Origin of the sequence: Salsipaludibacter albus (genome assembly GCF_019798055.1) — a bacterium.
GTDB lineage: Bacteria > Actinomycetota > Nitriliruptoria > Nitriliruptorales > Nitriliruptoraceae > Salsipaludibacter > Salsipaludibacter albus.
In genome coordinates this window covers 38,197-50,266 of sequence record NZ_JAHOPH010000027.1, presented here as the reverse complement: position 1 = coordinate 50,266, position 12,070 = coordinate 38,197, and the positions used below count along the sequence as shown (strand labels likewise).

The 12,070-nt window shown below is 71.9% G+C and carries 9 protein-coding genes; 6 read left to right on the top strand and 3 right to left on the bottom strand.

The genetic code is table 11. From position 1 onward, the window contains the following. The 3 genes from KR546_RS14655 to KR546_RS14645 all read left to right on the top strand — a co-directional run. Positions 1-918, top strand: a 918-nt coding sequence (locus KR546_RS14655) for an ATP-binding cassette domain-containing protein (RefSeq protein WP_238445465.1), incomplete at its 5' end; no start/stop codon positions are given. A gap of 79 nt (positions 919-997) precedes the next feature. Beyond that, positions 998-1,495, top strand: a complete 498-nt coding sequence (locus KR546_RS14650; protein ID WP_238445464.1) for a pyridoxamine 5'-phosphate oxidase family protein — start codon at positions 998-1,000, stop codon at positions 1,493-1,495. A gap of 3 nt (positions 1,496-1,498) precedes the next feature. After that, complete coding sequence (locus KR546_RS14645) at positions 1,499-2,251, top strand: N-acetyltransferase (protein WP_238445463.1); 753 nt, start codon at positions 1,499-1,501, stop codon at positions 2,249-2,251. Between the two features lie 363 nt (positions 2,252-2,614). Here the strand turns inward: KR546_RS14645 and KR546_RS14640 are convergent, their stop codons facing one another. The 3 genes from KR546_RS14640 to KR546_RS14630 form a co-directional block, all read right to left on the bottom strand. Beyond that, positions 2,615-3,496 (bottom strand): metallophosphoesterase, encoded by an 882-nt coding sequence (locus tag KR546_RS14640; protein WP_238445462.1) that lies wholly within the window; start codon positions 3,494-3,496, stop codon positions 2,615-2,617. 3 nt (positions 3,497-3,499) lie between these two features. After that, on the bottom strand, positions 3,500-4,417 hold the full coding sequence (locus KR546_RS14635) for an alpha/beta fold hydrolase (RefSeq protein WP_238445461.1): 918 nt from the start codon (positions 4,415-4,417) through the stop codon (positions 3,500-3,502). A 119-nt stretch (positions 4,418-4,536) separates the two neighbouring features. Beyond that, positions 4,537-5,979 (bottom strand): phosphatase PAP2 family protein, encoded by a 1,443-nt coding sequence (locus tag KR546_RS14630; RefSeq protein WP_238445460.1) that lies wholly within the window; start codon positions 5,977-5,979, stop codon positions 4,537-4,539. Positions 5,980-6,524: 545 nt separating this feature from the next. Between KR546_RS14630 and KR546_RS14625 the strand changes: the two genes are divergently transcribed. The 3 genes from KR546_RS14625 (at position 6,525) to KR546_RS14615 (ending at position 12,018) form a co-directional block, all read left to right on the top strand. Next, positions 6,525-7,592 carry an IS110 family RNA-guided transposase gene (locus tag KR546_RS14625; protein WP_238445459.1) on the top strand — a complete coding sequence of 356 codons (1,068 nt, stop codon included), beginning with the start codon at positions 6,525-6,527 and terminating at the stop codon, positions 7,590-7,592. A gap of 702 nt (positions 7,593-8,294) precedes the next feature. After that, on the top strand, positions 8,295-10,856 hold the full coding sequence (locus KR546_RS14620; protein ID WP_238445458.1) for a LodA/GoxA family CTQ-dependent oxidase: 2,562 nt from the start codon (positions 8,295-8,297) through the stop codon (positions 10,854-10,856). After that, positions 10,849-12,018, top strand: coding sequence for an NAD(P)/FAD-dependent oxidoreductase (locus KR546_RS14615; RefSeq protein WP_238445457.1), 1,170 nt, complete (start codon positions 10,849-10,851; stop codon positions 12,016-12,018). Before KR546_RS14620 ends, KR546_RS14615 begins: the two co-directional genes overlap by 8 nt. The last annotated feature ends 52 nt before the right edge of the window (positions 12,019-12,070 follow it).

Below are 12,070 nucleotides of genomic sequence, written 5' to 3'. Positions count from 1 at the left end.
GGCCCGTTTGACCGTCAGGGCCTTCTTGGCGCCGCCTTCGGACAGTTCGGTGAGCCGGACGTGGAGCCGGCAGATCACCTGCTGGCCGACGTGCGCACCCGCCAGCGCGGGATCGAGCGGGGTGCCGCCGCGACCCGCCGCGACGCCGGCCCGAAGGACCACGACGCCGCGTCGATGGCGGCCAAGACCCATGCCATGGACGCGGCGAAGAGCCTGGGCGGCCAGGTCGGGGCCAGGACGAGCGCACGGGACCGGGCCGAGCGCGCCGTGGCCGAGACCGCGGTGCACCGCCGTCGCGGCGATGCCGTGTCCGTCGCCGGGTCCGCCAGCCGCCGTGACGTGCTGGCGGAGGTCCGTCGTGACGTCGTGCGGGCGGGCAGCCATCCGGTGCTGGTCGACGTCGACCTCGTGCTCGGCCCCCACGACCGGGTGCGGGTGCACGGCGACAACGGGGCGGGCAAGTCCACGCTCGTCCGCGCCGTGCTCGAGTCCATGGATCGCGACCTGCGCCAGCGAGTCGGGCTGCTGGCCCAGGAGGAGCGCGTCGACCCGGAGCGGCGAGCCGAGTTGCTGGCGGGTGACGACCGCTCGCGGACCCTGGCCGTCGTGGACCACCTCGGGGTCGACCCCGACCGGGTGCTGCACAGCGACGACCTGTCGCCGGGGGAGACCCGCAAGCTCGTCCTGGCCGAACTGCTCGTCCGGCCGCGTCCGCTGGTGGTGCTCGACGAACCCACGAACCACCTGGATGTCGAGGCCATCGAGCGCCTGGAGGAGGCCCTGGTCGACTACGAGGGGGCCCTGCTGCTGGTGACCCACGACCGGGCGCTGGCGGCCGCGACGACGACCACGACGTGGCTGGTGTCCGACGGCCGGGTCGAGGTGGCGCCGCACGCGGATGGCCGATCCGTGGCATGATCGTCCCGAATGCGCGCCGCCGACCTCTGCGCGCCGACGACCTTCGGCGCCCAGGTGTCCCCCAACCCAGGAGCCAGACGTGCACGACCTCGACCGCGTCGCACCGGCCTTCGTCGAGATCGCCCACCGGATCGTGTGGGCGACGGTGGCGACGGTCACACCTGAAGGACGGCCACGTACGCGCATCCTGCACCCGTACTGGGAGTGGGACGGGTCCTCGCTGGTCGGGTGGATCGCGACCAGCCCGCAGTCCCCCAAGCGTGCCGACCTCGATGCCACGCCGGCGGTGTCGGTGACGTACTGGGACGACACCCAGGACACCTGCACCGCCGAGTGCGACACGGCCTGGGTGCTCGACGACCAGGGCCGAGAGGACCTGTGGGAGCGGTTCGCGACAGCGCCGGCACCGGTCGGCTACGACCCCTCGGTCGTGCCGGCGTGGACCGAGCCCACCGCCGCCACGTTCGCCGGTCTGCGGCTGGCGCCGACCAGGTTGCGCGTCATGCCGGGCGCGGTGATGTTGCAGGGTCGCGGCGAGCCGTTGTCGTGGCACGCGTCGTCCGGACGAGGGGCCTGAGCCATGGACGTGTCGTCACTGCAGGTCGTGCGCCTGTCGGACCGGCCGGACCTGGCCGATCCCATGTGGGCCGCCACGGACGAGGGCTGGCCGGCCTTCATGATGCACGATCCTGTCGGGAACCTGTACTACCCCCGGCTCGAGCGTGACCTGGGGGACCTGTGCCTGATGGCGATCACGCCCGGTGACGAGGTGATCGCGAAGGCGTGCTTCCTGCCGGTGACCGGCTCCGTCGACGACCTGCCCGACCGCGGCTGGGACGCGATCGTCGAGCGAGGGATCGCCGACCACGATGCGGGCCGTGCGCCGACGATGGCGTCGGCGCTGGAGATCATGGTGGCCCCGGCCGCTCGTGGGCTGGGCCTCAGCACGGTCATGCTCGATCACATGCGTCGCGCGGTGGCCGAGCTGGGACTGGTGGACCTCGTCGCGCCGGTCCGGCCCTCGGGCAAGCACGCCCACCAGCGCGAGTCGATGGCGGACTACCTGGCTCGACGGACCGACGAAGGGCTGCCCGCCGATCCGTGGCTGCGCGTGCATGCTCGTGCAGGGGCCACGATCGTCAAGGTCGCCCCCGAGTCGATGGTGATCGAGGGGACGCCCGAGCAGTGGCACGAGTGGACCGGGGTGGACTTCGACCATGACGGCGAGGTCGAGGTGCCGGAGGCACTGGCTCCCGTCATGGTCGATCTCGAGGCCGACCGCGTGACCTACATCGAGCCCAACGTCTGGGTCCACCACGACCTCCGGGACTGACCGGTCACCGCCGCATCGCAGCAAGCCCTGACGATGCTCAAACTCGACGATCTCGAATCTGTCGGCCCAAGGCCCTGGTCTTCGGGTGTCCACCGGTTCAGGACCCTTCGCGGCGCCCCAGGGACCTCGGACAACTACGGGATACCGATGGCGGGCCATGCATCTCTACGGCGACCCGACTGGAGTCGGATACAGCTCCGGAGACGAGCTCCGCCAGGGCTCCGGACGCCGCCGCCCGCGTCGATGCCTGTCGAGTTCTCTCGCCGACGGTCGAGGACCGTGCGGTCGAGGTCCAAGCCCTGCTGGCCGACCGCGGACAGCACGGGCACCCGCCGACGACGGCGGCCCGTCGACCCAGTCCGGCTACGTGGCCGGTCGGAGGTCGAAGAACGCTACCTGCGGCGGCGCATTTATGCGCAGGGGCATCATGCTGAAGCCGATGCCGCAGGTCACGAACAGGCGGTTGCCCGTGGCACCGAGGTCGTCCGGTGCCCAGCCGTCGGCGACGATCGCCTCCTCCGCGGTCAGTCCCAGGTAGGACCAGTGCGGCATCAGGGGCATCGCCACTTGACCGCAGTGGGTGTGGCCGGCCATCGTGAGGGGGGCCGTGCCGGCCGGCATGCGGTTGAAGACGGTGGGGTTGTGCATCAGGACGATCCGCGGGGCGGTGTCGGGGACGTCCGCCAGCGCGGCGTCGATGTCGACCAGGTCCGGCCGGTCGGGACCGACCCCGACGACGTACAGCTGCTGGTCGGCATCGGGTGTCGGGCCGGGCACGGCCACGGCCTGGTTGCGCAGCACCTGGACACCGACGCCCTCCAGGGCCCGGGCGACCTCGTCGGCGCCGCCGGCGGCGTAGTCGTGGTTGCCGAGCACCGCGTAGGTCGGGATACCAGAGGCCAGCAGCGGGTCCAGCAGCTCGAGCACCCTGTCGACCTGTGCGTCGACGTCCGGTGTCGTGCTGTAGAGGAAGTCACCGCCCAGCAGCACGAGGTCCGGGTCGGCCGCCACGGCGGTCTCGACGGCGCGTGCGACCATGCCCTCGTTGGCGAATCGCATGCCCAACTGGAAGTCCGACAGCACTGCGACCCGGGTGCCCGCCGCCTCGGGGTCGAGGTTGGGCAGCGCTACCTCGAGGTGCTCCTCGTCGAGGATCAGTCGCGGCTCGACCAGGATCCCGTAGGCCAGGACCACGACGACAAGGGTGCCGATCGCGATCGCGATGCGGGCGAGCCAGTGCTTCACGGCCTATCCCTTCGTCTGCCAGTCCTGGCGTGGGCCTGCGTCGCTCGAACGTTCGGTCCGGTCGAGGACGGCGACCAGGTCCAGCAGCGCTGCGTTGACCTCCTCGGCGTGGGTGAGCGTGACCATGTGGCCGGCGCCGTCGACCACGACCAACCGGGCGGAGGGACCGATCCGCTCGGCCAGACGCCGTGCCGCGCCCGGGTCGATGGTCTCGTCGGCGTCGCCGGCCAGCACCAGCACGGGGACGTCGCGCAGTGCCGCGGCCGCGGCCCGCTGGTCGACCTGGGTCAGATCCGGCAGGTAGGCGGTCATGACGGCGGCGGGCGTGCGCTGCCACGTGCGGATGACGCTGCGTACGGCTGCGTCGGGCGGGTCGGTGTCGAAGAGGCGCCGCAGCAGGAGCCGCCGCACCGGTGCGGTCTCGAACGGGTGCAGGGCATGGAGCAGCGGCGCGGCCAGCCAGAGCAGACCAGCGCCCGCGACCGCCGCGAGCTGGCGCACCCTGGGGACCACACCGGACCCTTGCCCGACAAGTGGCCCGGCCTCGGTCGACATCAGCGCGACGCCCGCCACCCGTGCACCGAACAGCTCCGGCCGTTGTCCGGCCAACGCCAGCAGTCCCATCGCGCCCATCGAGTGACCGACCAGGACGACCGGTCCCCGGTCCGTCGCCCGGTCGATCACCTGCTCGAGGTCGCGGCCGAGGCGCTGGAACGTCGCCGAGCGGAAGCCGGCCCAACCGCTGCGACCGTGGCCGCGCTGGTCGAACCGCACGACGCGGCACCGGCTGCGCAGGGCCGTCCACTGCGGTTCGTACATCCCGGCATCGGCGGCGAAGCCATGGACGAACGCGACCGTGGTCGTCGCGTCGGTCGGCCCGTCCACCTCCACGTGCAGCTGCACCCCGTCGTCGGTGGTCACCGCCGGTCGCTCGCCGGTCACCGCCCGTGCGCGACGCCGAGCCCAGGACAGCCGAGCCGCGACGCCGACTCCGGCAGCCGCGACCGCGCCCAAGACCGCGCTGACTGTCCACCGCACGGTCATGGGTCCAACTCGTCCCCGACGGCCGCGGCGCGGACCTCGCCGGCCAAGGATGGTTCGGCGTCGGGATCCGGCAGCAGGTAGCGGGCGCACGCGAGCACCCAGAGACTGCCCAGCAGCATGCCGGCCAGCACGTCGGTGGGGTAGTGCGCCGCGACGTACAGCCGGGACACGCTGACGGCCAGGGCTGTCAGCAGCGGCAGGGACAGGATCAGCCACCGCCGCCGGGGTCGGGTGTAGACCACCACCAGCGCCGCCACAGCGCCGTAGAGGACCGCTGCGCCGGCCGCGTGCCCGCTCGGGAAGCTGGCAGCGGTGGGCAGGCCCGCCGTCAGGTCGGCGATGGCCGGGCGGGCGCGGCTGACCACCTGCGACGTGGCGAGGTACAGCGCAAGTTCGCCGATGACGGCGACCACGGCGAACAGCGCTGGCCGCCAGGTCGCCGTGAACGCCCGTCCCACAACGACCATCGTCAGCGTCGCAGCGATGAAGCCAGGTGTGCCCGACACCATGCCGACCGTGTCCAGGACGGTGGTCAGCTCGGATGTCCGGCGCTCTAGCAGCCACCGGACCACGCCGCGGTCCGCGCTCGCGAGCCAGCCCTGCCCGAGGACGGCCGTGACCAGCAGCCCGAGCCCGGTGAACCCGGCGAACAGCGTCCCCGCGGCGACCAGCAGCGGCCGCCCGGCACTCTGCCAGCCCGGCAGCGCCGACCCGGCTCCGGTCGTTGGGCGCGCCACCTCGCCCGGTGCCCCGTCCAGCGGGTCGAGCGGCTCGTCGGACTCCTGGTCGAGATCGTGCTGCCATGCTCGGAAGGCCCCGCCCGTGATCGCGAGCCACCCCACGCCCAGCGCCCATCCGGCCAGGACGTCGGAGACGAAGTGCACACCCAGCGCCAGGCGGGTCAGGCCGACCGCGACCATCACCAGGACGGCGCCAGCGATCAACCACGGGCGCACACGACGGCGCACGGAGGGCAGCGCCACCAACAGCAGCGCCCCGTACACGACCACGGCGGTCATCGAGTGCCCGCTCGGAAAGCTCGCGTTCGAAGGCGTCTGCACGATCGGCACGTCCACCATCGGACGTGCCCGGTCGACGATCGCCTTTGTCGCGGGCCCCAGCGCCGCGAGCCCGAGACCCGTGGTGACGACGAACGTCGCCAGACGCCGCCGCCGACGGATCAACAGGAACACGGTGGCGAGCGTCATCAGCAGGACGGCCGTGCCCGTTCCACCGAGATCGGTGACCGCAGACAACGCCGACACGACCACGCCACTGCCGCTGACAGCCGCATTGAGGCCATCCGCGACACGTTCGTCCAGACGAGCCATGGGCGGCCACGCCTCCACCAACAACCAGAGCAAGAGGAACGGCCCGGCTCCGAGCAGCAGCGCCCCCCAGCCGAGGACCGCGCGCCCTTCGAACCGGACGATACCCATGGTCTCTGCGTGGCCGGAAAAGCGTCGGTACACCGTCGTCGTCCCCCACCTCGGCACGTCGTCAGCCACACAACCGAGGCTATTGGACTCGATCAGTCAGGAGAAGACACACCTTCGCAGCGCTCACACCACCTGTCGCCCAGACATCCGCGCGCTGAACGGCTATTCGCGCGCGCCCACAACGGACTGCTCCCAGGGCGTGCCTCCGAGACGGAGGGGACTCAACAGGACATGATGGGTACATCAACCTGCGTGAACCTCGCCCATTGACCGACGCCTCTCGTGATCATCCGCCAACTGCCTCGGATAGCCACCTGATGGTTAGGTGGGGGTAGGTGCAGCGGGTTCGCGACTCGTTGTGCTCGGGGTCCTGTCGGGCTGACTCTGTATCCACCTGTCGCCCTCGTGAGGGCTGACTCCGGATCGGAATGTCGCCCGGCAGGGCCTGTCCTGGTCGCGGTCTGACTCGAGAGAGGATTGCGGAGCGCTGGCTCACATCAGGTCTGTCGACCGCGACGTCCCTTGCCCTCGACGAGGAGGTCGACATGGCTGCAACCATCATCGGCATCGATGCCCACAAACGGTCCCACACCGCGGTGGTGCTCGATGCCCACGACGAGATCCACGATCAACTGCGTCTGGCTGCGGACCGGCGACAACTGGTCCGGCTGCTGGCCTGGGCCGACCGGTGGCCGGACCGGATCTTCGCGATCGAGAACGTCAGCGGGTTGGGTCGGCTGCTGGGCCAACAGTTGGTCGCCGCCGGCGAGACCGTGGTGGACGTTCCGGCCACGATGACCGCCCGGACGCGGCGGCTGTCGGGCCATTCGGGTCGCAAGACCGAGGGCTTCGATGCCCGCGCGGTCGCGATCGTCGGCGCCACCCACGCCCGGCTCCGGCAGGTCTGCCGCGACGACGCGCCGGCGGAGCTGCGGGTGCTGCTGGATAGCCGCTGGCATCTGGTGTCACGCCGCCAGCAGGTGATCTGCCGGCTCCACGTCCGGCTCACCGAACTGTCCGAAGGCGGCGCCAAGAAGGCCCTGACGGTCAAACGGGCCTCGGCGGCGTTGCGCCGTATCCGCACCGACAACCCCGCGGATGCCGCGCGTCGTCAGGCCGTCAAGGACCTGCTGGCGGAATGGCGCTGGCTCAACAGCCGGATCAGGACCGCCGAGGCGCGGGTCCGCCAGGCGCTTGGCGTCCACGGGTCCAGCCTGACCGAAGTCTTTGGGATCGCCGAAACGGGCGCGGCCACCATCGTCGCGATTGTCGATGACATCGGACGGTTCCCCACCCGGGGTCACTTCGCGTCGTTCAACGGCACCGCGCCGCTGGACGCCTCGTCTGGCGACCAGCACCGCCATCGGTTGAACCGGGGCGGCAACCGTCAGCTCAACAAGGTCATCCACGCCGCCGCGATCAGCCAGATTCGTCACGGCGCCAAGGGTCGGGCCCACTACGACCGCAAGATCGCCCAGCACAAGAGCCACGGCGAAGCGGTCCGGTCGCTCAAACGGCAGCTGTCGGACGTGAGCCATCGGCGCATGGTCGCCGACGCTCGACGTGAGACGGTCCGGGATGGACACCAGGGAACGAGCCCGAAGGCCGCGTGACCGGCTTGCATCCCTGACACCGGCGCTTGGTTCAAGTCACATCCCGAACCGCCGCCCTCAACCCTAGTCCGCACCGGATCCATCGGCGACGGACAGTCCTTCCATGCCCAGCGAATCAGACAGCGAGACCCGGTCTTGACAGAGAGAGGGTCCGATCTGAATACCCGGGGCCGGCCCTGGGCTGCAGGGGTGCGACGTATGCGTCATGGCGGAAGCCGCGTTCCACGACGTTTCGCGGCTGCGACCCTCGGCCAAGCACCGCCGCCAGTCAGGACAGAGGCAGGCCGACCACTCGTCGTTGTCGGGCTCCGGGCACACTCGCGAGCTCCACAGGATCGGGCGCCTGGCCCACCGGAAGCGACTCCAGGTAGTCACGCTGGGCACGGAAGAAGTCTTGGATGCCTGCCGTCGTGACGATCGTGAAGAACCTGCAGGCTCCTTCGGACAGGTTCGCGACCGCATGCGGCAGTTGCCTGGGCATCCACAGCAGCCACCGGGCTGAAGCCTCCCACGCTCGTCCCCGAGTCGGAAGTCCAGTTCGCCTTCCACGACGATCACGACTCCTCGTCGACACGGCCTGAAGGGTCCGCACGCGACCTGTCTGTCGTCCGCAGATCGCCGGCCGCGACCCGACTTGCACCCGGTCCCGGCCACCTAGGGTGCGTGCTGGGCCCCTTGGCCCGCGTCAGAGGAGGGAGCGTCGTGGCCAGCACCTTCCGGATCCATCCCGCGATCGGCATCGCGCGGGTCGGCAACAGCCCGGAGTGGTTCGTGGGGCCCGAACTCGTGGGCGGTCGCCCAAACCCCCAAGGCGGGTTCAAGGACGACAAGTGCCGGGTCAAGCGCCAGGCCGCAAGGTTCCGCATCTTCGAACACTTCGACGACGGAACGGCCGTGGAGGTGTCCGGCGCGGACCACGACATCCAATGGTCGGTGCACGTGGCCAACGCCAAGGCCGCCCACCCGGCACGCGGCAACGCGGGGTCCGCGGCCGACCTGACCATCGACCCCGGGCGCAAGCGGATCGACGGGCCGGCCGGCCAGGTGCCGCTGGACGGCGGGCAGATCACGTTCGACGGCCAGCCGACGGTGCCCGTGTCGCTGGGCCAGTTGCTCACGGACGGCGTCGCACGTCTGTACGTACTCGGGGGGCGCGGCGCGGCCGGTTCGCCGGCACACGAGGGGATGGGCAGCTATTGGTACAACTCGTGCTGGTGGGACGACGTCAGCGACGGCCCGGTGAGCGCGCGGCTCCGGCGCAAGGGCACGACCGACTGGACCGCTGCCGCCCCTGCCTGGGTGATCGTCGGGCCGCCGAAGTTCGCGCCGGACCAGGACAGCATTACGACCCTGTACGACCGTGTCCTGGCCGAGATGGTCGCCTGCGGCATGGTGCCGATGCCCGCCACCACGTCGTACACCCGCGACGTGCACCCGATCCTGCAGCGCGCCCGCGACATCGCCTGGGTCCACGACATCGGGGACCACCACAGCGACCCGACGTGGTGGGTGGAGCCGATGACGAGCCTCGACCAGCGCAACCACGTCTTCTCGTGGATCACGGCGCCGTCGAGCCCGGCGTCGTTCAACGTGATGCCGAAGTTGTCCAAGCGCGATGCGAGGGTGACCCAGGTGCAGTACACCCACCTCGAGCGCTGGCACGCCGGCCAGTTCGTCGACGACTGGCAGGGCCCGCCGGAGGCGCAGTGGCCCGTCACGCCGGACGGGCTGACCCGCGCTGCGCTCGAGGCCTGCGTCGGAGGACCCTTCTTCCCGGGGATTGAGGCAGGCGGGCTGCCCGATCACGGACTCGCCCCTGTCGTGGACGACACCAAGTACGTCGAACCGTTCCGCCTGGACGTCCGTGCGCTCGTCCCCGGCGACCTCATCCGCGGCATGGCGCTGCCGTGGCAGGCCGACTTCGCCGCCTGTGCCGGCAGTTGGTGGCCGGTACCCCGTCCCGACGACGTCCGTGCCCCGGGCGCGACGACGTCCCATCCCTGGGTGCCCGTCAACGACTACGGCCACATGCTGCGGACGTGGGACCGGCGAGGCTTCGTGCTCCACGAGGGCGACGCCCACGTGGAGCGGGAGGTGTGCACGCAGCCGATCCTCTTCCCGCACTCCTCCCACCTGCTTGCACTGGGCGGCGACACCGGGGGACCTGCCGAAACAACCGTGGCGTTCGACGTCATCGCCGCCGACGGCGGCGACCATCGCGTGACGTTGGAGATCGAGCGCACCCGGCGCGTCCGAGGCCGCCGGGCCCGGATGGTGCAGGGCTGGTCCGGTGCGGTGCGGCGCGTGGTCGTGCCGGTGGAGGTGGATCGTGGCGGTCGTGCCAGGACCGAGACGGTGGTCGTCGTGGACCGCGGCAGCCGGACCCGATGGCCCGTCACCGTCGCCGTGCCGTCAGCGTCGGGGCCCACGCCCGGGTCCGTGCCCGAGGAAGGCGCTCCAGCCGACGACCTGGCGCTGCATCGCTGGGTGTCGCGCCTGGCCGACGGACGCCCGGTGGCCACGATCGTGCGGGGTCGCGTGCCGGTGGGTGTCCTGCAGCGCCTTCCGGTGTTCGTGACCGAACTCGACGACCACGTGGAGGTGGTCGTTCGCAGTGCCGACCCGGAGCGCTTCGACGTCCGGGTCCAGTCCCCGCTCGGCCGCCTGCTCGAACCCTGGGCCGCAGCGGCCGACGATCGCCTCTTGCATCGTCGCGACGCCGAGTCCACGCGTTTTGGTATTCGCCTGCCGTTCGGGCCGGAGGGCCGCGAGGAACGTCGTGGCGTGTGGCACGTGCTGGTCCGGCAGGGGCGCCCGTGCGACGCACGGACGGACGGGTCCGAGGACGGGACCGACCCGACCGTCCTGGAAGGCATGGGTGACGGCGGCATCGGCAGGATGGCACTGCAACCGTCGAGGGGCGATCCGACCGACGGACCCGCGCTCGGATGTGACGTGGTCGCCGTCGTGGCCGGCGGCCCGACACCTGCCGTGGCGGTCGACCGGCACGGCACGTCGGCCACGATCCGGCTCGCGGTCGACCTGCCCGCCGGGGCGCCGCGGCCGGACGCGTGGCTTGCGTGGCGCGGCCGTGCCGGCCGCGTCGTCGAGCACGATCTCGAACCGGTCGACGACGCCACGTTCGAGGCCCGAGTCCCTGCGGGCGCCGCGCCGGCCGTGGTCGGCAGGCTCCGCCTCACCGGCGTGTCGCCGGTCGGAACGCCCTTCGCACGTGAGGCGACAGTGCGGCTCGGCGATGGCTGATGGCCGGTTCGACGTGGTGGTGGCCGGCGGCGGCCCGGCCGGTGCCGTCACGGCGTGCCTGCTCACACGGGCCGGGGCCGACGTGGTGGTGCTCGAGCGGGACGGGGGCCCGCGGCCGCGTGTCGGGGAGTCGCTGGCGCCCGAGGTCGAACCGCTGCTCGTCGAACTGGGTGCCTGGACGGGCTTCCGCGCGCTCGACCCGGTTCCGTCCGGCGGCACGGCCAGTGCGTGGGGTGGGCCGGAGATCCTGCGCCACTCCCACCTGGTGACTCCGACCGGACGGGGCTGGCACGTCGACCGGGGCGCCTTCGACCGGATGTTGCGGTCCTGGGCGTCCGACGCCGGGGCCACCGTCGTCTGCGGCCGTGGCGTCACGGACGTGGTCGGCGGAAGCGGCGGCTGGGACGTGGCCGTGCGTGCCGGTTCCGGCCGCGGGCGAACGTCACGAGTCGCGGCGGACGTCGTCGTGGACGCGACCGGCCGTCGTGCCCTGGTCGGCCGCCGCCTCGGCGCGACCCGTCGGGCTTTCGACCGGCTCGTGGCGGTGGCCTCCCACGTGCCCCGACGCGCGCCCGCGGAGGCCGGTGCCGTGCTGGTGGAGACCGCGCCGGACGGTTGGTGGTACCGGGCCCCCGCCGGCAGGTCACGTGACGCCGTCGTCCTGCTGACGGACGCCGACGTGTGTGCGCGCATGGGCTTGAGTCGGCTGCCCGCATGGTCCGACGCCGTCGCGGCGACCAGGTGGATCGCACCGAGCGGGTCGGCCGCCGATCCGGCATGGGGGCCGTCCACCGTGACAGCCGCGACGCATCGGTCGGACCGTCGCGGCGACTGGCGACCATGGCTGGCCGTCGGGGACGCCGCCCTGGCGGTCGACCCGATCGCCGGCAGCGGCATCGTGCGCGCGCTGCGAACCGGGATGGCCGGCGCGGACGTCGTGCTGCGCCTGCTGGGCGCCGCCGGGGACGACGGTCACGACGGCCGCGAGTCCGCACTGGTTGCCCACGAACGGGCACTCGACGCCGACACCACCGTCCACCTCGCCGAGCGAGCCGCCCTCTACGCGACGGAGCGGCGGTTCGACACGACGTTCTGGCGGCGCCGGCTGGCGGTTGTCGGGTCGCGGCCACCGGCCGCTCCCACCATTGCCGCCGCCGGGTGAGTGGGGCGTCGCCCGCGACCGCGCTGCGGTCACGGTCCGGAGCGCGCCGTCA